This is a genomic window from Paludisphaera borealis (genome assembly GCF_001956985.1).
Lineage (GTDB): Bacteria > Planctomycetota > Planctomycetia > Isosphaerales > Isosphaeraceae > Paludisphaera > Paludisphaera borealis.
Genome location: NZ_CP019082.1, coordinates 2,795,327 through 2,816,739 on the forward strand (window position 1 = coordinate 2,795,327; position 21,413 = coordinate 2,816,739).

16 protein-coding genes are annotated in these 21,413 nt (G+C 65.9%); 8 read left to right on the forward strand and 8 right to left on the reverse strand.

From position 1 onward, the window contains the following. Positions 1 to 15 precede the first annotated feature (15 nt). The 5 genes from BSF38_RS10870 to BSF38_RS10890 form a co-directional block, all read right to left on the reverse strand. Positions 16 to 750: a lysophospholipid acyltransferase family protein gene (locus BSF38_RS10870; RefSeq protein WP_083712868.1), complete on the reverse strand. Its 735-nt coding sequence runs from the start codon at positions 748 to 750 to the stop codon at positions 16 to 18. 247 nt (positions 751 to 997) lie between these two features. After that, positions 998 to 1,678, reverse strand: coding sequence for a (d)CMP kinase (gene cmk / locus BSF38_RS10875; protein WP_237170841.1), 681 nt, complete (start codon positions 1,676 to 1,678; stop codon positions 998 to 1,000). Next, on the reverse strand, positions 1,668 to 2,132 hold the full coding sequence (locus BSF38_RS10880; RefSeq protein WP_076345506.1) for a DUF2203 domain-containing protein: 465 nt from the start codon (positions 2,130 to 2,132) through the stop codon (positions 1,668 to 1,670). The genes cmk and BSF38_RS10880 overlap by 11 nt, the downstream gene beginning before the upstream one ends. A gap of 313 nt (positions 2,133 to 2,445) precedes the next feature. Further along, complete coding sequence (polX, locus tag BSF38_RS10885; RefSeq protein WP_076345508.1) at positions 2,446 to 4,191, reverse strand: DNA polymerase/3'-5' exonuclease PolX; 1,746 nt, start codon at positions 4,189 to 4,191, stop codon at positions 2,446 to 2,448. Between the two features lie 105 nt (positions 4,192 to 4,296). Then, entirely contained in the window at positions 4,297 to 6,093 is a 1,797-nt protein-coding gene (locus BSF38_RS10890) for an ATP-binding cassette domain-containing protein (RefSeq protein ID WP_076345510.1), read from the reverse strand. Between the two features lie 292 nt (positions 6,094 to 6,385). Between BSF38_RS10890 and BSF38_RS10895 the strand changes: the two genes are divergently transcribed. Beyond that, positions 6,386 to 6,751, forward strand: coding sequence for a hypothetical protein (locus tag BSF38_RS10895; protein WP_076345512.1), 366 nt, complete (start codon positions 6,386 to 6,388; stop codon positions 6,749 to 6,751). Between the two features lie 84 nt (positions 6,752 to 6,835). Here the strand turns inward: BSF38_RS10895 and BSF38_RS10900 are convergent, their stop codons facing one another. Next, positions 6,836 to 8,428, reverse strand: a complete 1,593-nt coding sequence (locus BSF38_RS10900; RefSeq protein WP_076345514.1) for an alkaline phosphatase D family protein — start codon at positions 8,426 to 8,428, stop codon at positions 6,836 to 6,838. Between the two features lie 250 nt (positions 8,429 to 8,678). On the opposite strand from BSF38_RS10900, the gene aroE reads away from it, so the two are divergent. From aroE to BSF38_RS10920, 4 genes are all read left to right on the forward strand, one after another. Continuing rightward, positions 8,679 to 9,533, forward strand: coding sequence for a shikimate dehydrogenase (gene aroE, locus BSF38_RS10905; protein WP_076350755.1), 855 nt, complete (start codon positions 8,679 to 8,681; stop codon positions 9,531 to 9,533). After that, positions 9,530 to 10,669 (forward strand): cellulase family glycosylhydrolase, encoded by a 1,140-nt coding sequence (locus BSF38_RS10910; RefSeq protein ID WP_076345516.1) that lies wholly within the window; start codon positions 9,530 to 9,532, stop codon positions 10,667 to 10,669. Before aroE ends, BSF38_RS10910 begins: the two co-directional genes overlap by 4 nt. Positions 10,670 to 11,079: 410 nt before the next feature. Then, positions 11,080 to 12,360, forward strand: a complete 1,281-nt coding sequence (locus BSF38_RS10915) for a hypothetical protein (protein WP_076345518.1) — start codon at positions 11,080 to 11,082, stop codon at positions 12,358 to 12,360. Positions 12,361 to 12,744: 384 nt separating this feature from the next. Next, positions 12,745 to 13,620, forward strand: a complete 876-nt coding sequence (locus tag BSF38_RS10920; RefSeq protein WP_076345520.1) for a hypothetical protein — start codon at positions 12,745 to 12,747, stop codon at positions 13,618 to 13,620. Here the strand turns inward: BSF38_RS10920 and BSF38_RS10925 are convergent. Continuing rightward, on the reverse strand, positions 13,520 to 14,356 hold the full coding sequence (locus BSF38_RS10925) for a sigma-70 family RNA polymerase sigma factor (protein ID WP_076345522.1): 837 nt from the start codon (positions 14,354 to 14,356) through the stop codon (positions 13,520 to 13,522). The genes BSF38_RS10920 and BSF38_RS10925 overlap by 101 nt on opposite strands. 595 nt (positions 14,357 to 14,951) lie before the next feature. Between BSF38_RS10925 and BSF38_RS10930 the strand changes: the two genes are divergently transcribed. Continuing rightward, positions 14,952 to 16,196: a DNA methyltransferase gene (locus tag BSF38_RS10930; protein WP_210405709.1), complete on the forward strand. Its 1,245-nt coding sequence runs from the start codon at positions 14,952 to 14,954 to the stop codon at positions 16,194 to 16,196. A 90-nt stretch (positions 16,197 to 16,286) separates the two neighbouring features. Here the strand turns inward: BSF38_RS10930 and BSF38_RS10935 are convergent, their stop codons facing one another. Then, complete coding sequence (locus BSF38_RS10935) at positions 16,287 to 18,137, reverse strand: 30S ribosomal protein S1 (RefSeq protein WP_076345524.1); 1,851 nt, start codon at positions 18,135 to 18,137, stop codon at positions 16,287 to 16,289. 347 nt (positions 18,138 to 18,484) lie between these two features. Here BSF38_RS10935 and BSF38_RS10940 point away from each other — a divergent pair, with 347 nt between their 5' ends. Together BSF38_RS10940 and BSF38_RS10945 are read left to right on the forward strand one after the other, a co-directional pair. Next, entirely contained in the window at positions 18,485 to 19,015 is a 531-nt protein-coding gene (locus BSF38_RS10940) for a DUF3568 family protein (protein WP_076345526.1), read from the forward strand. 1,133 nt (positions 19,016 to 20,148) lie between these two features. Further along, positions 20,149 to 21,240, forward strand: coding sequence for an acyltransferase family protein (locus BSF38_RS10945; RefSeq protein ID WP_076345528.1), 1,092 nt, complete (start codon positions 20,149 to 20,151; stop codon positions 21,238 to 21,240). Positions 21,241 to 21,413 lie beyond the last annotated feature (173 nt).

Sequence of the window (21,413 nt, forward strand, 5' to 3'; positions counted from 1 at the left end):
GCTCACAGAGTGGGTTCAGGCCTCGAGATCGCCGTCGAGCCCCTGACGGGCGATCTCGACGCACGCGCTGATCCGATCGTGGATCAGCGCGGTCACGGCCCTGGGATCGAGCCCTTCGAGGTCGTGCGGGTAGATCGGCGGCCCGAAATGGATGCGGATGGGTCGTGGGATCGGGAACAGCCGGCCGCGCGGCCAGGCTCGGAAGGTCCCGGCGATGCCGGCCGGCACGACGGGGACCCCCGCGCGGGCGACCAGCAGGGCGATGCCCGCCTTGAGCGGCGCGATCTCGCCGTCGGGGCTCCGGGTCCCCTCCGGGAACAGCGTGACGATCCCCCCGGCGCGGAGCCGCTTGAGCGTCTCCTTCATGCCCGAGGCCCCCATCCCCTCGCGCTGGATCGGGAACGCGCCGACCGAGCGGATCAGCGGGCCGAGGATGGGAAGGAACAGCGTCGATCGCGCGACGTAGTTCAAGGGGCGTTCGATCCCGTTGCCCAGCAGGAAGACGTCGAGGTAGCTGAGGTGGTTCGAGACCAGCATCACGCCGCCGGTCGCAGGCATGTTGCGACGGCCGGTCGCCCGCCAACCGCCGATCGCCGCGGTGTACGTCGCCATCAACAGTCGGATGCCGCGATACCACAACAGACTGGCCGCCGAGCGGTCGGCGCCCGCCTTGTTCTTGTCGCCCCCCCGGCGGCCCCCGGGCGAGAGTTCGGGTTCAGGATTCGAGACAACGGCCGGTTCCACGTCCATGAGAATCACGCTCCCACACCAGAGCCTCGCACCGCGGAGAACGCATAATCGCATCAACAACTATCACCCCCCCACCCCCCCCGGAGAGGGTGGCCGAAGGCCGGGTGAGGGTCGTCGCGTCCACCACGGCTTTCGGTCGGCGAACGAGGGGGTCAGCACGTATCGCGAGGCTCCACGACCCTCATCCGGCCGTTCCGGCCACCTTCTCCCGGGGGGAGAAGGGAGGATTTGCATCCATCGACTTCCATTATGGACGAGTGCCGACTTTATGGAACAGGAGGTCGACCACCTGTTCGATATTCAGGCCGGTCGTGTCGACCAGCTCGGCGTCGTCGGCCGGCTTCATGGGTGCGATCGCCCGAGCGACGTCGCGCGCGTCGCGCTGACGTTGATCGGCGAGGACGGTTTCGAGCTCGACGGCCGCGCCCCGCGCCCGCAGCTCGGCGTGGCGACGGCGCGATCGTTCTTCTTCAGTGGCGGTCACGAAGAACTTGCGGAAGGCGTCGGGGAAGACGATCGTCCCCTGGTCGCGGCCCTCGGTCACGGTGTCGGCCGCTTCGGCGAACGCGCGCTGCCAGGCCACGAGCCGAGCCCGGACCGCCGCGCAGTCGGCCGCGAACCGCGACGCCTCAGTGACGGCCGCGTCGCGGATCGCCCGCGACACGTCCTCGTCGTGCAGCAGCACCTGGCCAGGGGGCAGGCTGACCCGGAGGTCGGCGGTCAGCCGATCGAGCGCCTCGGCGTCGGTCAGGTCGACGCGCGCCCGCAGCGCCGCGAGGGTGACGACGCGGTACATGGCGCCGGTGTCCAGAAACCGCCACCCCAGGCGCTCGGCGAGCAGCCGGGCGACGGTGCTCTTGCCGGCACCGGCCGGACCGTCGATCGTCACCACCCGGAACGTCGCAGCTTGCCTCGAATCAATTCCCAACGTCGGCGCCGCTCCCCGCGCGATTCGGACTCGAGAGCCGCTTGCGGCCGGCGAAGCCTGCTTCAAGCTCGTGCCAGTGCGACACCTGGGGCTCGCCCAACCGCCAGCAGAGGTAGACCTCGCGGCCGTCCATCATGCTCGGGAAGTCGCAGAGGCCGTCCTCGCTCTTCAGCTCGACGCCGAGCTTCTTCAGCTCGTCGATGTACTCGCGCAGATGGTCTTCCTGGACCGTCAACTCGGCCTGGGTCTGGGCGAGTTCCTCGGAATAGAAATCGTCGGTCTGACGTTTGCGCTCGCGAGTGACGCGGGAGAGCCGCCCTTGCAGTTCCTCGACCTGTTCGTAATGACGGACGATGTCCGTCACGATCGCCCGAACCAGCGGGAGCGCCCGGTTGGCTTCCTCGACGCTGTAATACTTCCTCTTGGGTTCCAGGAGAGGGTTCGCGGTGGCCATGGCTACGTCCTCGCAACGGATGAATAATGGCGATGAAGGCGGTACGGCTGGAGAGTTACGAAGGACCTCGTTTCCGATGCTAATCGGTCGACACGACGTCGCGGCGACCTGAACAGCATTACCTTCGTTTCTGTGAATTCACCCTCTCCGGCTCGTCGATTGAGAAGAATGAGTGGAATCGTTCCACAAGGCTTCCGTCTTCGGGGGACTTTCAGGCGACCTTCCCTGTTCACTCATCGTTCATTATAGGAGCCCGACCTACCCCAGCAAGGGCCCGTCGGCGCGGGAACGCCGGCGACTTCCGCCGCCACCTTCATTTCGCCCGATTCCGCAGCCGTTCGAGCCGGCGCGCAACCTTGGCGAGCGGCGCCGTGTTAAACAGGTCGTCGGCCGTGAACCAGGCGCGGCGGGCCACACCGACACCATACGACAGATCATTCAGTCCGGCCACCGAGTGGGCGTCGGGGTTGACGACGATCGTCACCCCCTTCTTACGGGCCCGCCGGCAGTGTGTGGCGTCCATGTCGAGCCGGTACGGGCTGGCGTTGATCTCAATCATCGTTTCATTCTTCGCGGCGGCCTCGATCACGGCGTCGAGATCGACCTCGTACGGCGCTCGCGAGAGCAGCAGCCGGCCCGTCGCGTGGCCGAGCATCGTCACATGCGGGTTCGAAACCGCCTTGACGATCCGCGCGGTCATCTCGTCGCGGGGCATCTTGAACCGCGAATGCACGCTTGCCACGACGTAGTCGAACCCGGCCAGCACGTCGTCGGGGTAGTCGAGGCTGCCGTCGGCCAGGATGTCGCACTCGGTCCCCTTGAACAGCCGGAACCTGGGGCCGAGCTTCTCATTGAGGGCGTCGATGGCCTTCCACTGCTCGTACACCCGCTCGATCGACAGGCCGCGCGCCATCGCCAGCGACCGCGAGTGGTCGGCGATCCCCAAGTAATGGAGCCCGAGCGCCCGGGCGCCCTCGGCCATCTGTTCGAGGGTCGCCTCGCCGTCGCTCCAGTCGGAGTGGCAGTGGAACGTGCCGGTCAGGTCGGACAGCTCGACGAGCTTGGGGATCTTCCCCTTCTCGGCCGCCTCGATCTCTCCCGTATCCTCGCGCAGCTCGGGAGGGATGTACTCCAGCTTGAGCGCCTGGAACACGTCGGCCTCGTCGCGGCAGGCGACCGAGCTGGTCTTGCCGGTCAGGGCGTACTCGTTGAGCGACAGCCCCTGCGCCAGCGCCCGCTTCCGGACGGCGATGTTGTGGGCCTTCGAGCCGGTGAAATAATGGAGCGCGAACGCGAACTGGTCGTCCGCGACCCCTCGGACGTCGCACTGGACGAACTGGCCCGATTTGAAGCCGGGCAGCAGGACGCTCGCCTTGGTCGGCCCGTGGCCGAGGATCTTGGCGACCTGCGGCAAGGCGACGAAATCGTCGAGCACCGGACCGGGCTCGTGGGCGCTGAACAGGATGTCGAGATCGCCGATCGTCTCGGCCCGACGCCGCAGGCTGCCGCACACCTCGGCCCGGATCACCTGGGGATGGTCGCGAATCGTCGCCAGGATCGGCTCGACCAGCGCGAGCGCATGGTGCTGGAGAATCCGGCCGCCGGTCGTCTCGACGAAGCTGATGCCCTCAAGGATGTTGGCCTCGGTCTTGGCGCCGAACCCCTTCACCTTGGCGATCTTCCCCGCCTCGGCCGCCGCGCGGAGGTCGGCGAGGCTCTCGATCTGCAATTCCTCGCGCAGCGCCTTGATCTTCTTCGGCCCGATCCCCGAGATCCGCAAGAGGGCCAGGAGACCCGGCGGCGTCTCGGCCCGGAGCTTGTCGTAAGCCGGCAGTCGCCCGGTCGTCGCAAGCTGTACGATCTTGGCGTACAACGTCTCGCCGATGCCCGCCACCTCTGCCAGGCTGCCGTCGGCGATCATCTCCGTCAAATCCGCCGGCAGCCCCTGCAACGTCTGCGCCGCATTGTGGTACGCGCGACAGCGGAACGGGTTCTCCCCCTGGATCTCCAGGATCGTCCCCATGTCGTCCAGCACCTGAGCGATCCGCGCGGTTTCCATTGACGTGTCCTCCACACCCGCAGGGATGATTCATCCTTGGCCTTCAGGTTCCATGCCTAAGTACGTAACGGAGGACTGGACCCGAGCATTCTAACAGCGTCCGTCTCACCCCTCGATCGCGTCGAGCGCCTCCCAGCGCGCGTAGCCGGCGGCGAGGTCGCGTTCGACCTCCTGGAGCTTGGCGTTGGCTTTGGCGATGACGTCGCGGTCTTGCTTGTAGAAGCTCGGGTCGCCCATCGCCGCGTGCAGCTCGCGGAGGGCGGTTTCCAGCTTCTCGATCTTGGCCGGCAGGGTTTGAAGCTCCTTGCGCTCGGCGTTGTTCAGCTTGACGACCTTGGCGCGTGGGGGCTCGGCCGGTTTCATGTTCTTGGCGGAAGACTCGGCGGCGGGCTTGGCTTCGGCGGGCTTGTCGGCCGGGCGCTGGCGGAGGTAATCGTCGTAGCCCCCCTCATATTCCCGGACGAGGCCGTCGGGCTCGACGACGAGGGTGCTGGTGACCACGTCGTTGAGGAACGCCCGGTCGTGGCTGACGAGCAGGAGCGTCCCCTGGTATTCGACGAGGAGCGATTCGAGGAGTTCGAGGGTCTCGATGTCGAGGTCGTTGGTCGGCTCGTCCATCACCATCACGTTCGACGGCCTGGTGAACAGCTTGGCCAGCAGCAGGCGGCTGCGCTCGCCGCCGGAGAGGTATTTCACCAGGGTCCGCGAGCGTTCGGGCTCGAAGAGGAAGTCTTGCAGATAGCCGAGGATGTGGCGGTCGCGACCGTCGATCGTGATCATGTCGTAGTCGCTGACGTTCTTCTGCACGGTCTTCTCGTCGTCGAGCGCGCCCTTGAGCTGTTCGAAGTACGAGATTTCGAGGTTGGTGCCCTGGACGATCTCCCCTTGGCGGGGGGCGAGCTGGCCGAGCAGCAGCCGCAGCAACGTGGTCTTGCCCGCGCCGTTGGGTCCGATGACGCCGACCTTGTCACCCCGGAGGATCGCCGTGGTCAGGTCGCGGACGATCGAGCGATCGCCGTAGCCGAACTCGACCCCCTCGGCCTCGACGACCAGCGTCCCCGACCGCGACGCCTCCTGCGCCTGCATTCGGGCCGTCCCCTGCCGCTCGCGACGCTGCCGGTGGGCGACGCGCATCGCCTGGAGCGCCCGCACCCGGCCTTCGTTACGGGTCCGCCGGGCCTCGACCCCCTTGCGAATCCACTTCTCCTCCTCGGCGAGCTTCTTGTCGAACAGGTCGCGCTCGCGGGCCTCGGCGGCGAGAAGCTGGTCGCGGCGGACCAGAAACGTCTCGTAGTCGCACGACCAGTCCGAGAGCCGGCCGCGGTCGAGTTCCAAAATCCGGTTCGCCAGCCGCTGGAGGAAGACGCGGTCGTGGGTGACGAACACGATCGTGCCGTTGTAGCGGAGCAGGAACGATTCGAGCCAGCGGATCGACTCGATGTCGAGGTGGTTGGTCGGCTCGTCGAGCAGCAGGATGTCGGGATCGTCGACGATCGCCTGCGCCAGTAAGACGCGCCGCTTCATGCCCGACGACAGCTCGGAGAATTTCGCGTCGGGATCGAGGCCGACCCGCGAGATGACCGACTGGACGCGGTAGTCGTCGCCGCCGAAGTCGTGGTCGTCCTCGGCGAGGCCGTTGGCGACCTCGTCGGCGACGGTGCCGCCGTGGCCTTCCGGCACATCCTGCGGCAGCCGGGCGATCCGCAGCCCTTGCTGGCGGACGACCGTCCCCTCGTCGGGATCGATCTCGCCGGTGATCAACTTCAGGAGGGTGCTCTTGCCCTCGCCGTTCCGACCCAGCAAACAGACCCGCTCGCCAGCCTCGATCATCAGATCGAGCCCGTCGAACAGCTTGGGCCCGCCGAACGACAAGGCGACCCCGCGCAAACTCAATAACGCCATGACTTCACTCGAACTCGACGATGAACGCGACCGATCCGCCCCGATGAGATGAGGCTACGGTAGCAGATTCCCCCCTCGCCGATCGAGGCGAATTCGCGTTCGCCCCCCGGCCCGGAAGACGCGACCCCGGCGCATGGCTCCGTGCAAAGCGATGCGCCGGGGTGGCAAAGACATGGAGGAAGGCAGGTCAGGCGGGCCTTGATCCCCCTTGCTTCCTCGGCCTTCGCGTCGTAGTCTCGCGGCGGCCGGGGTGCATTACGGAGGGATGTACACAATTCATGGAGAGACGACCATGGCCGCCCTGCTGCTCGTCGCGTGTTGGATCGACCTTGCGAACGAATCCCACTCGTTCGCTTGGGGCGAACAGGTGCTCCGCCTACCAACAGTCGCAGCCGAGTCCGCAGTCGACTTCAAGATTGCTCCGGATAAACGGGACAGAACGGTCCGGATCTCGATCTACGCGAGCACACGAGTCGCAATAATCCGAGCCGGAGGCGACTGGTCGAGGAAGAGTCCCTTCTTTATCGAGTTCCCCCTCGCGTTCTACATTCGCATTCGCATCTCGATCATCCTGCCCGACGCTCAAACGGCCCCGGGCGACGCCCCGAAGCAACCGCAAGCCGGCAGAAGCAGCGGTGGAACTCCGGCCTCGAAGTAGCGTAGATCTGGGACCATGAGTACGCAGGGGTCGCCCCTCGCCTCGATGCGAGCCGAGGCGCTTTGAAGATGCCAGCCAGCGGTATCAGGCGGGCTTGGCGCCGGGGGTGCCGGCCTCGACGACGAACGACGCGCGGGTCACGACCGGGGCGCCGGGCTTGGTGACTTCCTCGACGACCTGGTAGTCGCTCCGCCAGGTCTTCGGGGTGACGGTGCAGCGGACGTAGCCGCGCTGGGCGTTGAAGAATCGAATACAGGGGTTGTCGGCCATCCGCTTGTCGAGCCCCGGCGTTTCGGCCTTGCCGTCGCCGCCGCTGGAGATCGACGTGCCGACGAACTCGGTCGCCACGACGGACGTCTCGGTCTTGCGGTCGTCGACGCGGAGGTCGTTGACCCAGTTCGAGTGGATGTCGCCGGTGAGGACGACCGGGTTGAGGACGCGACGGTCCTGAAGGAACTTCACCAGCCGCATCCGCTCGTCGGCGTAGCCGGGCCACTGGTCCATCGAGTAGGTCGGCTCGCCCTCCTTGGACCGGAAGCCGACCATCCCCATCATCACCTGCTGCGCGAGGACGTTCCACGTCGCGGGAGATTCGAGCAGTCGGGCCTTGAGCCAGCCGGCCTGGCGGTCGCCGAGCAGCGTGTTCTTCCGATTGAGGGCGGCGTCGTTGAGCGGCGAGCGGTGGTCGCCGTTGGGCTGATCGGTGCGGTGCTGCCGGGTGTCGAGTACCTGGAAGCCCGCGAGCCGGCCGAAGCGGATCGTCCGGTAGAGGTCCATATGCGGACCTCGCGGCAGCGAACGGCGCCGCAGCGGCATCATCTCGTAATAGGCCTGGTACGCGTTGGCCCGGCGCTCCAGGAGGTCGGCGGGGTCGACCCCCTTCTGCTCGGACGTCGCGTCGGCGTAGTTGTTGTCGACCTCGTGATCGTCCCAGGTGACCAGCCAGGGACACTTCGCGTGCATCGCGCGGAGGTGCGGGTCGGTCCGATACTGGGCGTGCCGAATCCGGTAGTCTTCGAGCGTCTCGATCTCCGGACCGGCGTGCTTCCGGACGAGCTTGTCGCGGCCCGACCCTTCATAGATATAATCGCCCAGGTGGACGACCAAGTCGAGATCGTCCTTGAGCATGTGCTCATAGGCCGTAAAATAGCCCTGCTCGTAGTGCTGGCACGAGGCGAACGCGAACCGGAGCGAGTCGGGGTCGGACGTCGGCGTCGGGGTCGTCCGGGCGCGACCGACCGGACTGACGGCGTCGCCGGCGCGGAACCGATACCAGTACCAGCGGTTCGCTTCGAGGCCGCCGACCTCGACGTGGACCGAGTGTCCGAGCTGCGGCGTCGCGACGGCCGCGCCGGACTTCACGACATCCTTCATCGCCTCGTCGCGGGCGACCTCCCAGCGGACCTCGACCTTCTCGGCCGGCATTCCGCCCCCCGGCTCCAGCGGCGACGGGGCGAGCCGCGTCCAGGCGACGAAGCCGGAGGCGTCCGGATCGCCCGAAGCCACGCCGAGCGCGAACGGATCGGACGCGAACGCGACGGCGCGCATCGTCCGGCCCTCGACCCGGCCGCCGAGGATCGGCGTCGCCGACAGCGCGGCGGTCCAGGCCAGCCAGTGGCGGCGGTTGATCGCGCCCTCGCGTCGCACGTCTTCGTGAATCAACTTGAGATCGAACATGTCTTCCTTCCCTTCCGTCGTACTTGTAGGGAATGGAAGCTTAACATCGTCCGATGCAAATTCGCTTTGCCTTCAATGAAGGTCGGATTAAGACTCGATCTGGACCGCGCGGGTTGCGCCAGCGCGTGGATGGTTCCAGCGACCGTCCGGAAATTCACTCGCTGGCGCTTCGGGCTTGTATTCGGCATAAGGTGGTTTACGCTCGGGCTTGGAGAGCCGCAACGCCCTCAACCCCTTGCCACGGTGCCTCATGCCCGCCGAATTGAACTTTTTGAGCGTCCTCACCGGCTGTTTCGCCTCGCCGGTCGCCGAGAACCCAAGCATCGCGATGGTCGAGGCGGCGTATCGTCATCACGGGATCGACGCCCGGTACATCAACTGCGACGTCTCGCCCGCGAACCTCCGCGACGCCGTCCATGGGGCGCTGGCGATGGGCTGGATCGGCTTCAACCTGTCGATCCCGCACAAGGTCGCGGTCCTCGAATGGCTCGACGAGCTGGCCCCGTCGGCGACGATCATCGGCGCGGTCAACTGCGTCGTGATCCGCGACGGCCGGCTGATCGGCGAGAACACCGACGGCCAGGGCTTCCTCACCTCGCTCAAGACGGTCGTCGACCCGGCGGGCGGAAACGTCGTCCTCTTCGGCGCGGGGGGCGCGGCGCGGGCGATCGCGGTCGAGCTGGCGCTGGCCGGTGCGTCGTCGATCCGCGTCGTGAACCGCGACCCGAAGCGCGGCGGCGACCTGGTCCGGCTGATCCAGGACAAGACGCCGGCCGAATCCGAGCTGGTCGTCTGGGATCAAACCTACCGCGTGCCCGAAGGAACGACCGTCGTGGTCAACGCGACCTCCATCGGCCTGTTCCCCGACGTCGACGCGCGGCTGAACCTCGACCTCGACAGCCTCCGCCCCGGCATGATCGTCGCCGACGTGATCCCCAACCCGCCCCGGACCAACCTGATCCGCGACGCCGAGGCCCGCGGCTGCACCACGCTCGACGGCCTGGGCATGCTGGTCAACCAGGGGGTCGTCGGCATCCGCCACTGGACCGGCGTGGCCGTCGACCCGACCGTCATGCGCCGGAGGCTTGAGGAGCTGTTCGCATGAGGCCCGACGTTCGTGGTTTCGTGATCCTGGCCGCCCTGCTCTGTTTTCAGCCCTTGGTCCTGGCCGACCCTCCCCCGCCTCCGGTCGGACTCGATTGGATCACGCCGAGCCAGGACAAGACGCACTTCGTGCTCGGAAAAACGAACCAACGGATCGTGATGTGGGGCGTCAATTACGATCACGACGACGCCGGCCGGCTGCTGGAAGATTACTGGGCCGACGAGTGGCCGGCGGTCGTCGAGGACTTCCGCGAGATCAAGGCGCTTGGCGCGAACGTCGTCCGCATCCATCTCCAGATCGGCCGGTTCCTGAAGGCCGCCGACCAGCCCGACGAGGCGAACCTCGCGCGGCTGGCGAAGCTGGTCAAGCTCGCCGAGGAGACCGGGTTGTACCTCGACGTCACCGGCCTGGCTTGCTACCACAAACGGGACGTGCCCAAATGGTACGACGCCCTCGCCGAATCCGACCGCTGGGACGCCCAGTGCCGGTTCTGGAAGGCCGTCGCCAAGGTCTGCAAGGAGAGCCCGGCCGTCTTCTGCTACGACCTCATGAACGAGCCGATCCTCGGCGGCGGCGACGGCAAGACCGACTGGCTTCCCGGCGAGGGGTTCGGCGGCAAGCACTTCGTGCAACGGCTCACGATCGACGCCCACGGCCGCTCCGATCGCGAGATCGCCAAGGCCTGGGTCGACCGCCTGACGACGGCCGTCCGATCGGTCGACGACCGCCACATGATCACCGTCGGCGTGATCCCCTGGGCTCAGGTCTTCAAGGGTGCCAAACCCCTGTTCTACTCCCCCGAAGTCGGCGGCCCCCTCGACTTCGTCAGCGTCCACTTCTACCCCAAGAAAGACCAACTCGACGCCGACCTCACTGCCCTGAGGGTCTACGAGGTGGGCAAGCCCCTCGTCATCGAGGAGATCTTCCCCCTCTCCGCCGGCTTCGAGCAGACTGAGACCTTCCTCGAACGCTCCAAGGAGCACGTCGACGGCTGGATCAGCTTCTACTGGGGCAAGACGATCGACGAGTACGACAAGAAGAACGACATCCCCGCCGCCCTCACCAGCGCCTGGCTGAAACGGTTCCGCGCCCTGTCGCCCTATTCACCGGCCGCCGGCAAGAAGCAAGATAAATAAACAATCTTCGATTCATTACCCCCTTCTCTCGGGGGCTGACCGCCCGACACAAATCCCGAGCCCTCGAAATACAAGCCCGAAGCGCCAGCGAGTGCATGGTTTTGCGTTCGCTGATTCAGCACGCTGGCAGGGAGAATGCACTCGCTGGCGCTTCGGGCTTGTATCCGGCCCTCATGGATCCCGAAAAAGCGTCGGAGCGCCAGCGTGGGCGAGAAGGGATACACGCTCGCACGAAGCCATTCTGATACCATGATTTAAAACACAAGATGGAGTCCTCGCCCTTACAATCCGCATCCTTCACCTCAGAACCGTCCGAAATCGCCCAGAATCTTTTCTGATCCAGGCGCACCGGCGACATCTTCTCAATAGAGGCTTCATCGACGACGCCCGCTTCGAGGAGATTCCCCGCCATGTCCACCGACGCCCAGATCCAGGCCAACCGCATCAACGCCAGGAAGAGTTGCGGACCGAAGACCGACCACGGCAAGGCGCAGAGCAGGCTCAACGCGCTCAAACATGGAATGCGCGCCAAGACCGTCAACCTGATCCTGCCGCATGAAGACCCGGCCGAGCTGGAGGCCAAGATCCAGGAATGGGTCGACGACTACCAGCCGACCAACGCCGTCGAACGTGAGCTGGTCAGCCGGGCGGCGCGGATCTCCTGGACCCTCAACCGGGCCGAGCGGCATGAAACCGCTCTACTGGCGCGCCGAGTGAGGAAGGCGATGCTCCGCTCACGAGCGAAGCGCACAGAGAAGGTCTGCGACCTCGGCCGCAAGCTGTTCTACATGGCGGGGAAACGACTGCTGCCGACCTCGGGACCAGCATGGGCCGACGACCCCTCGGCCTTCGTCGCCCGGCTGGAGGAAACGCCCGAAGGCGCACAGTGGCTGCTCGACCGGTGGGTCGAAATGAGGTGCCTGATCATCTCGAACGAGAACTGGACCTTCCTCGACCAGTTCAAATTCGTCCGACTGCTCGGCAAACAGCCGCTCGCCGCCATCGACGACCCCGAGCTGAACGAGATCTTCCTCGCATGGGAAACGATCGAAGAGGAATGGGGCACCCGATTCTGGCATCAGATGCAGGAGATGACCCCCTACGAAGATCCGGCGTTCAGCGCCTGGAGAGTCTGGCGCGAGATTGTCCCCCGGCCCGAAAGCGCCGAGGCGGGCGTCGAGTTCCTCCGAAGCATCGCCGAACGTGAAGTCGAACGGCTGCAAGACCTGATCGTCGACCTCGAAGAGATCGAGGGAGACGACGCCCTCGAACTGGCCGAGCAAGCGTCGTTCTGCGCCAGCGACGCCGCCGAGCGGCTGCGACGGTTTCAGACCGCCCGGACCCGCGAGCTGCTCCGGACGATCGACCTGCTGACGAAGCTCCGCAAGGCCGAGGCGCAGGCGTCGAAACCGGAGAAAAAAGCGACGAAGGAACCCAATCCGCCGGCCCCCCGGAAGCCGGCTTCTCGACCGTCGTCGTACCGGTCCGACCCGATCGAGAACCTCGTCGCCGAGGGGATGACCGACTACCTGGCGAAGCTGCTGGAAGCCGGCGAGTCGCCGGCGAGAAACCCCAAAAGCCGCGCGAACGAAGCCAATCAACCAGAGCCGCAAACAATGACGCCGCAACTATTTGAGCCGCCGACACCGATCGAACCCCGGAGCGAACGAAGCCAACGCGGCGTCACCTGATCGGGTCGGTCGGCGGGCTTCGGGGTTCTTTGACAATCCGCCATTCGGTGAAGACGAGGCGCGGCGCGCGGCCGTCCGCCCGTTTGGAATTCCGTCTTGACAGCCAGGTCGACTCCGGATTAAATCCCCGGCGTCGAGGATCGTCGGGCGGCCGGATTCGGTCGACTCGATGGTCTCGCCGACAGGCTCGCATCGGAATGCACACCTTGACCTGACATCCTGATCCGCTTCGAGCCCCGCCGCAACCCGGCTCGGACTTCGCGCAGCGGGCGAGCGACCAACTCGCCGGATGGGCGACGACCCGATCCGGCCAGCCAGCTAGACGCCGATCACCAGGAGGTCAGGTCACGCCCGCGGGATGCGGGCGGTCGAAGGGACGTCGCCATGCACCGGATGCGAAACGACATCGTCAGACGGAAAATCCGAATCCCTCTTGTCTCGGGAGCCCTGATCGTGGTCCTGGTCGGGCTCTGCGCGTCGACCCGGGGCGACCTGATCCGTCCTCACGGATTCCGCTCCTACCCCGACATCGCGGGCGACATCGTGGGGGCGCAGACGTACGCGTTCGACCCCGAGTCCCAGACCGGCGTGTTCCGGGTGACCAACGCCCCCCACGTCATCACGCTGGGGCCGACCAGTGGGAACATGGTCGACGTGACGCCCGATCACGACGGCACCCTGAACGAGTCGCTCCAGCTCACGCTCGATCGCGACGGCCGGCTCGTCGACGAACCGGGGAACAAGTTCGAGCTGTACGGCTCGGTGGAGATCGGCGGGAAGGTGTACAAGGGGCTGCTGCTGGAGGGGAGGCCGACTGCGTTCGGCGCCCAGGCCCTCTCGAACCAGCCGGCGCGGACTTCGGGGGTCTTCGACCTGAGCCTGAAGGTGACCGGCGGCAAGCTGGCCGAGGCATTCGGGCCGGAGGCGTATTTCCGGATCACCCCCCAGGCCAACAGCACGTTTCAGGGCGATTTCGCCGCCAGCTTCTCGGGCGACAGGCCGCTCACGAGCCTGCGGGCCAGCCGGCAGGCCATGGTCGCGCCCGTGCCCGAGCCGACCTCGATCCTGTTCGTGCTGACCTGTGGCGCGGGGGTCGTCGGCTCGCGTCTCCACCGCCGCCGACGGATGCGGCGGCGGATAGCGGCCGTGAGCGACGGCCTCAGTCGGCCTGGAGAGTCGCCGACAGCTTCCCGAGCGCCTCGTTCTCGATCTGGCGAACCCGCTCCCTCGTCAACCCGAGGGATTCGCCGATCTCCTTGAGCGTCTTGGGGGGGGCGTCGTTGAGGCCGAACCGCATCCGAAGCACGGTGGCCTCGCGCTTGTCCATCTCGTCGAGCCGGGTCATGACCAGTCGGAGGTTGTCGGCCTCGACCATCTCGACGTCCGGGGCGCGGGTGCGCTCGTCCATCAACATCTCGCCCAGGCTCCAGCCGTTCTCGGGCTGGTCGGTCTGGGGGACGAGGTTGTAGACCTTGATCGCCTTCTTGACGATGGCCAGCTTCTTCTTCGGCAGTTGCAGCGTGCGGGCGATCTCTTCGACCGTCGCCGCCCGCCCCAGCCCCTCTTGCATCTCGGCGGCCGTCCGCCGCCACTTGAACAAGAGCTCGACCATGTACGCGGGTATCCGGATCGGCTTGGCCGTATTGACCAGCGCCCGCTTGATCGACTGCTTGATCCAGTAGCTGGCGTAAGTGCTGAACCGGGTCCCGACGGCGGGGTCGAAACCCTCGACGGCCCTTAACAACCCAAGGTTGCCTTCTTCGATCAAATCCTGGAGGGCCAGCCCCTTGCCGACGTACCCCCGGGCGATATTCACCACGAGCCGCAAGTTGGCGCGGACCATCCGATCGCGGGCCTGGTCGTCTCCATCCGCAATCCGATGCGCGAGTTCTTTCTCTTCATCAGCGGTTAAAAGAGCCATCTCGTTGATCTCCCGGAGATACGTCTCCAGGGGGCTCTGAACCGTGTCACGGCGGTGTCGGCGAATCCGGGCCATGAAGATCCTCGTTGTGTCGGTCGTAACAAGGTCCGCTCACGTCCCCGAGTCGGTAGACGAGAAACGAAGCCGAGGCTGCGGGTCCCCGCACGACGACCCGGAGGTCAGGCGCGAACTCGCGGCGGGGTGACGGAACCGAGCGAGAAAGGCTGCGACCCCTCTAGCTCCCCCCTATGGCGCAAAAAGACCATTTCGGCAAAACGCCAGCGCTGACGTACCCGTTACCGGGGCCGCCACCGACCTTCGGGCAGGGCCGAGACGTCGAGGCCGACAACCAGGCCAAGGCCAGTCGTCCGACGGTTCCGTCCCCTCTTCCTCCGCCTCCCGCTTTGCCGCCCACGGCTTGACTAGTACGAAGTATCGGACACGCTTCTTTGATAACTTAAGAGGGACCTGGAAAACTAGGGCGTATTGGGAATATACGAAACATAGGAATTCGGAAAAGCTTTCTGGTCACCTAAACTGCGGACTACGTTGCGATTGCGGTGGACGAGAGGATAGCGCGGATGCCCCTGATCGTCGCGATTGACGGAAATATGCGGGCGGGCGCATGTGGCTGAGGGCCGGGCTGCCTGTACCGACGGATGGAGAGCTTGTGACGATTACGCCGACCAGAGAAATCGAAGACGACCGCCCCGTTCCCCCCTGCTCGGTCCACCACGACGACTGCCTGTCGTTCTTGAGGGGCATGGCGGCGGGGAGCGTCGCGCTGGTCTATCTGGACCCTCCCTTCTTCACGAGGCGCGTCCATCGCTTGCACACCCGCGACCGGACGATGTCGTACTCCTTCGACGACGTCTGGGAGTCGCAGGAGGAATACGCCGCGTTCCTCCGTGAACGTCTGGAGGAAGCCCACCGGGTGCTGGCGGAGAACGGCTCGTTGTTCTTCCATTGCGACCGCAACGCCGGCCACGTCGCGCGGGGGTTGCTCGACGTGGTGTTCGGGGCGGCGAACTTCCGGTCGGAGATCATCTGGCATTACCGGCGGTGGTCGAGCGGTTCGTCGTCGTTGCTCCCGGCGCACCAGACGATCTACTACTACACCAGGTCGGGCTCGTTCGTCTTCCATCCGGTGTGGGGCGAGTACTCGCCGGCGACGAACGTCGACCAGTTGCTCCAGCGCCGGGAACGCGACGCCTTTCAGAAAGCCGTCTACCAGCGCGACCGGTCGGGCCGGCCGATCCCCAGCGGCGACAAACCGGGGGTGCCGCTGAGCGACGTATGGGACATCCCTTATTTGAATCCCAAGGCCCGCGAGCGGACCGGCTATCCGACGCAGAAGCCGGTGGTCTTGCTGGAGCGGATCATCGGCCTGGCTACCAACCCGGGCGACCTGGTGCTCGACCCGTTCTGCGGCAGCGGCACGGCGCTTGTGGCCGCCTTGCTTCTGGGACGTCGGGCGATCGGCGTCGACCGGTCTCCGGCGGCCGTCGAGCTGACCCGCAAGCGGCTGGCCGATCCGATCCGGAGCCGGTCGCGCGTCCTCGAACGCGGGCGCGAGTCGTACCGGACGGCCGACGCGGAGAGCCTCGCGTTGCTGACAGGCCTCGACTGCGTGCCCGTCCACCGGAACGCGGGGGTCGACGCGATCCTCAAGCAGGAGTTCGACGACTCGCCGGTGCCGATCCGGGTTCAGCGGGCCGGGGAGACGGTCGCGGAGGCGGCGGCGAAGCTCCACCGCGCCGGAGGGCCGAAAGGGGCGAAGCGGATGTTCCTGGTCGTGCAAGAGCCCGACGCGACGGCCGCTGAGACCCGGCCGCTTCCGGCCGGCGTTTTCGTGATCGACGCGCCGGCGGTCGCGATCCGGCGGCTCTTGAGGGATGATCCCGACGACTCGTGAAGCCGGGATTCGAAACGCAAAACGCCGCCGTCCCGACGTTGGGTCGGGACGGCGGCGGAAGGTCGACGAGAGCTAAGTCGTTTGCTCAGCTCACTCTTCTTCGGAGGTTTTGGCTTCGGACTCGACCTCGACCTCGGCTTCGGAGGTGTCGGTGTCGGTTTCGACCTCGGCCTCGACCGCGGGCGTGCTGATGCTGAACAAGGGGCCGCCGCCGCCGAGTCCGCCCTTGAGTTCCTTGGTTTCCTTGAGAGCAGCCGCTTCGGCCGACTCGCCGCCACCGGTGGACTCGCCTTCTTCGTCTTCGGGGCGGGTCCAGTGGGCCTTCTTGCGGGAGAGGCCGATCTTCCGCTCGCCGCGGTCGACCCGGAGGATCTTGACTTCGATCTCGTCGCCGACCTTGACCACCTCTTCAGGGCTGTCGACCTTGTGGTCGGCCAGCTCGGAGATGTGCAAGAGGCCTTCGAGGCCCGGCTCCAGCTCGACGAAGACGCCGAAGTTGGTGAGCTTCGTGACCTTGCCCTTGACGACGTCGTTGGGCTCGTAGCGGCCGGGGATGTCGGTCTCCCACGGGTCTTCCTTGAGCTGCTTGAGACCCAGGGCGATCCGCTTGCGATCCTGGTCGACGTTGAGGACCTGGCAGGAGATCCGCTGGCCCTTTTCGAGGACTTCGTTGGGATGACCGATCTTGCGGGTCCAGCTCATGTCGGAGATGTGCAAGAGGCCGTCGATGCCCTCTTCGATCTCGATGAACGCGCCGTAGTTGGTGAGGTTGCGGACGGTCCCCTCGACCATGGTGCCCGGCGGGTACTTGTTGGCGACCTGGTCCCAGGGGTTGACCTGGGTCTGCTTCATGCCGAGCGAGATCTCTTGCTTGTCCTTGTTGATGCCAAGGACGACGACCTCGATCTTGTCGCCGGTGTTGACCAGCTCGCTGGGGTGGTTGATCCGCTTGGTCCAGCTCATCTCGGAGATGTGGACCAGGCCCTCGATCCCCTCTTCGAGCTTGACGAAGGCACCGTAGCTCATGACGTTGACCACTTCGCCGACGACGCGGGTGCCGACCGGGTACTTGTCGGCGACGTTCTCCCACGGGCTGGCGCTCTTCTGCTTGAGGCCCAGCGCGATCTTCTCGCGGTCCTTGTCGACGTGCAGGACCATGACCTCGATCTGGTCGTCGATCTTGAGCATGTCGCTGGGATGGTTGATCCGTCCCCAGCTCATGTCGGTGATGTGCAAGAGGCCGTCGATGCCGCCGAGGTCGACGAACGCGCCGAAGTCGGCGATGTTCTTGACCGTCCCCTTGCGGACCTGGCCGACTGCGATCTCCTCGAGGAGCTGCTTCTTCTGCTGCTCGCGGGTGATCTCGATGAGCTTGCGACGGCTGACGACGATGTTGCGTCGGCTTTCGTCGATCTTCAGGATCATGCACTCGATCTCTTGATCGATGAAATCGGCGATGTCGGACGGCCGGCGGATATCGACCTGGCTGGCGGGCAGGAAGACGTTCACGCCGATGTCGACGAGCAGGCCGCCCTTGATCTTCCGGGTCACCTTGCCCTTGACCACGTCGCCCTCGTGGTACTTGGAGATGACCATCTCCCAGGCCCGCATGCGATGGGCCTTCTTGCGGGAGAGCACGATCTCGCCGGTCTCGTCTTCCATCCCTTCGAGGAGGACTTCGACCTCGTCGCCGGTCACCGGCGCGGGTTCGTCTTCCCACTCGTTGAGCGGCACCAGGCCTTCGGACTTGTATCCCACATCGACGACGACCTGGTCGCCCACGATCTCGATGACCCGGCCCGGGACGATGGTCCCGATCTCGAAGCTCTGGCCTTCGCCCAGGAAGTGTTCGAGGGTCTTGGCGCCGTCCTCGGCAGTGACGACCGCCGCCAGCTCGTCTTCGTTGACGTCAAATTCACGTAGGAGGTTACGATCTACCATGTTTCCGATTCGTTGTGATTCCGTCCCGCACCCACCAGGGCCGGACGGACTCGTCAACCACGACTTCCCGAACGGCCCGCCCCGATGGCCCTGCCGCCTGGAGCGTCCCGCCGCGCGATTGACGAAAGCCAGAAAAACAGAAAAACCACCCCTCCACACAAGGGGTGGATATTCGCAATCTAATATTATAGACGTCCCCCCAACCATGACAATCGATCTTCGCCCCGGGATCACCGCCCAAGGAGCGATCTTGACCGATCGAGCCGCGCGCTATAGCCTCCCGAGCGGCTTCACGGCCTCCACGAGCCAAGCGACCGTGAACCGTCGATTCCGCGAGGGGACCAGGGATGAACCGACGCGCGCCGGGACGAGCCTTGCTGACGACTGTGCTGCTCGCCTCCGCCGGCTGCGCCACCACCGCGCCGTTCATCGAGCCGATCGGCGCGGGCTCGGGCTTCTCGTACTCGACGGGCCGAGGCGTCGAGGACTTCCCGTCGACCCTCAGCGTCGTCGGCCCCGCGGTCCTCGCGGCGATGGAGGACCTGAAAATGGACCAGGTCCGCCAGACCCGCGACGGCGCGGTGATCCGGGTCGAAGCCCGAACGAGCGACGCCCGCCCCGTCGCCGTCACGCTCCGGTTCCGCCAGGGGGCCACCCAGGTCGGCGCGCGGATCGGCCGGTTCGGCGACGAACCGCTGTCGCGCACGCTCCTCGAACGCGTCGGCGTCCGGGTGGGCACCCGAGACCCCGAAGCAATCCCCGACGCCCCGCCGAGCGCTCCTTCCGGAAACCCCTACTTCTCCCGGAGCGCCATCCCCGACTCGGTCATGCTCCGCGACTTCGCCGACGCCCCGTACCACGACCGCGTCGTCCCCTGAGCCGACGGCCGAACCCGGCGACGCTACAACCGGAGCAACGCCTCGGCCCGGGAAGGTCTCGGCGGCGTCCCCGCGGGAAACGACTCGCAAGGCCGTCCGGGCGACGGGCCCACGAGCGTTTAATTTGGCCACCGGCGGTCCGGGCTGATTTCAGCATCCTTGCGAAATCAGGCCCCGGACCGTGTGGCCGACATGGAGGAGCGACCGCCAGTGGGTACCGGCGGTCTCCTCACCTCGACAAGGTCGAACCAGACGCGCGCATCCCTGCCGCCTGGAATCAAACCTTGAGCTTTTTGGGAAGAGGACCAAGCCGCCTTGAAGAGGCGGTTCAGCATCGTATCGTCGATGGGAATGATATAAAGGGATACTTGTGCACCGCCATGACGCTTCGTTGATGACTTTCTCGCCGTCATGTCGCGAACGAACGTCAAAATACGATGAACCGGCCCGCGAGTCAACCCTCCCTCCGAGTTTTTTCCAAGGGCCGCGGAGGCCCCGCGAGCCCGCGGAGGCGGTCCCGAGGCTCGGCAATCACGCGCGGCGCGACGGCGACGCGAGCCGACGCAGCCGCCGGCCTCGACCGTCGCGACCGCCGCAACCCCGAGAACCCGCGAAACAGTCCCCCCGACCGCTCGCCCCTCGAAATCGCCGCGGTCCGCATTGTCAGGCCATCGTCAATCGTCGGAATCCCGAACTCGGCCCGTCCTCGAAACGCCAAAGTAGACAGCCCAGTGACAATCAAACATTCGAGTTTCCTGTTGCGAAACGCCACGCACATGAAATACTGTTCATGGACCAAGGCGCCGCGACAGCAACGGCCCAAGGCGCACCGGACCGATGCACGGCTGGCCGCACGACTGCGAGATCGAACCATGTCGCGCAACGGCATCGGTGCCCCCCCTGCCCTGGCCGCGTCTGGCCGCCCAGGGAAAGGCTCTGGGCGAGTCGCCAGAACTTGTGTTGGGCCTTCGCCTACAATACCCTGGGCGTACCCCTGGCGGCGCTCGGCCTCTCGGTCACGGTGGTTGCGCGTTCCGGCTTTCTCGCCAGGCTCGACCTGGATTCGGGGACCGTCGGTCCCCCGTCGGGCTAATTCCTCACCTCTCCATTCGACCGGTCGGAAAGAGAACCGAATGAGCGCCGAGCCCTCGTTCGCGAAATCGCGAATCGCCTCGCTGGACCAGTTTCGAGGCTACACCGTCGCGGGAATGATCCTGGTGAACTTCATCGGGGGGAATCAGGTCGTCCATCACCTGCTCAAGCATCACAACACGTATTGCAGCTATGCCGATACGATCATGCCCCAGTTCTTCTTCGCGGTGGGGTTCGCCTTCCGGCTGACCTACTTGCGACGGCTTCAGACCGTGGGCCGGGCCGAGGCCCAGCGGGCGGTGGCGGCGCGGGCCCTGGGCCTGATCCTCCTGGGCTTCGTCATGTACCACCTCGATGGCGAGTACAAGACGTGGGAGGAGCTGAAGCAGCTCGGCTTCCAGGGTTTCTTGGCCAACGCGTTCCGCCGCGAGCTATGTCAGACGCTCGTGCAGATTGCGCTCACGTCGATCTGGATCTTGCCGGTGATCGCGGCGTCGGCGAGGGTCCGCGTCGTTTATCTGGTTGTCTCCGCGGCCTTGCATCTCGGGCTGTCGTGGTGGTTTTACCTCGATTACGCCTGGAAGACTCCGGTGATCGACGGCGGCTGGCTTGGGATACTGAGCTGGGCAATCCCGACCCTGGTCGGCACCTTGGCCTACGACGCGGTGGCCGCTCGCGACGACCACGAGCGCGGCCGCGCCGTACCTTCGCTGCTCGTCTGGTCGGTCGTGCTGATGGCCGTTGGCTACGGCCTCTCGTGCCTGGGAGGCGAGCTGGCGGCCCCGCCGTTCAGCCCTCCGGCGGCGGGCCGGCAGGTCGATCTCTGGACGATGAGCCAGCGCACCGGCAGCGTCTCGTACCTGACGTTCTCAGCCGGCTTCTCGCTGGCGGTCTACGCCCTGTTCGTGCTGCTCTGCGATCAATGGGGCGTCACGGTCGGGCTCTTCCGGACGTTCGGCACCAACGCCCTGGCGGCGTACGTCATCCACCCCATGGTCTCGCTCGCCGTCCGGCCTTACCTGCCCGACGACGCGCCGCTCTGGTACGTGATCGCCGGGTTCCTCGTCTACTTCGGGATCTGCTACCTGCTGATCCGCTACCTGGAGAAGAACAAGCTTTACCTCAAGCTCTGATACCGAATCTCGTGGATCCGTCACCTTTCGCGGGCCGTCTGCCGGAGGCGGCCGATACAAGCTCGAAGCGCCAGCGAGTGAATCCGCGCAACCATTGGGAAATTCACTCGCTGGCGCTTCGAGCTTGTATCGTCGGGACTGCCGGCCGTAAATGGTTAGCGGTCCAGGCGATT

What these genes read in the sequence shown, in the direction of transcription:
- BSF38_RS10920 (WP_076345520.1), top strand. Translation starts at nt 12,745, where the DNA reads ATGCACCGGATGCGAAACGACATCGTCAGACGGAAAATCCGAATCCCT.
- BSF38_RS10895 (WP_076345512.1), top strand. Translation starts at nt 6,386, where the DNA reads ATGGCCGCCCTGCTGCTCGTCGCGTGTTGGATCGACCTTGCGAACGAA.
- BSF38_RS10900 (WP_076345514.1), bottom strand. Translation starts at nt 8,428, where the DNA reads ATGTTCGATCTCAAGTTGATTCACGAAGACGTGCGACGCGAGGGCGCG.
- BSF38_RS10890 (WP_076345510.1), bottom strand. Translation starts at nt 6,093, where the DNA reads ATGGCGTTATTGAGTTTGCGCGGGGTCGCCTTGTCGTTCGGCGGGCCC.
- BSF38_RS10925 (WP_076345522.1), bottom strand. Translation starts at nt 14,356, where the DNA reads ATGGCCCGGATTCGCCGACACCGCCGTGACACGGTTCAGAGCCCCCTG.
- BSF38_RS10945 (WP_076345528.1), top strand. Translation starts at nt 20,149, where the DNA reads ATGAGCGCCGAGCCCTCGTTCGCGAAATCGCGAATCGCCTCGCTGGAC.
- BSF38_RS10870 (WP_083712868.1), bottom strand. Translation starts at nt 750, where the DNA reads ATGGACGTGGAACCGGCCGTTGTCTCGAATCCTGAACCCGAACTCTCG.
- BSF38_RS10935 (WP_076345524.1), bottom strand. Translation starts at nt 18,137, where the DNA reads ATGGTAGATCGTAACCTCCTACGTGAATTTGACGTCAACGAAGACGAG.
- BSF38_RS10910 (WP_076345516.1), top strand. Translation starts at nt 9,530, where the DNA reads ATGAGGCCCGACGTTCGTGGTTTCGTGATCCTGGCCGCCCTGCTCTGT.
- BSF38_RS10880 (WP_076345506.1), bottom strand. Translation starts at nt 2,132, where the DNA reads ATGGCCACCGCGAACCCTCTCCTGGAACCCAAGAGGAAGTATTACAGC.
- aroE (WP_076350755.1), top strand. Translation starts at nt 8,679, where the DNA reads ATGCCCGCCGAATTGAACTTTTTGAGCGTCCTCACCGGCTGTTTCGCC.
- BSF38_RS10915 (WP_076345518.1), top strand. Translation starts at nt 11,080, where the DNA reads ATGTCCACCGACGCCCAGATCCAGGCCAACCGCATCAACGCCAGGAAG.
- BSF38_RS10940 (WP_076345526.1), top strand. Translation starts at nt 18,485, where the DNA reads ATGAACCGACGCGCGCCGGGACGAGCCTTGCTGACGACTGTGCTGCTC.
- polX (WP_076345508.1), bottom strand. Translation starts at nt 4,191, where the DNA reads ATGGAAACCGCGCGGATCGCTCAGGTGCTGGACGACATGGGGACGATC.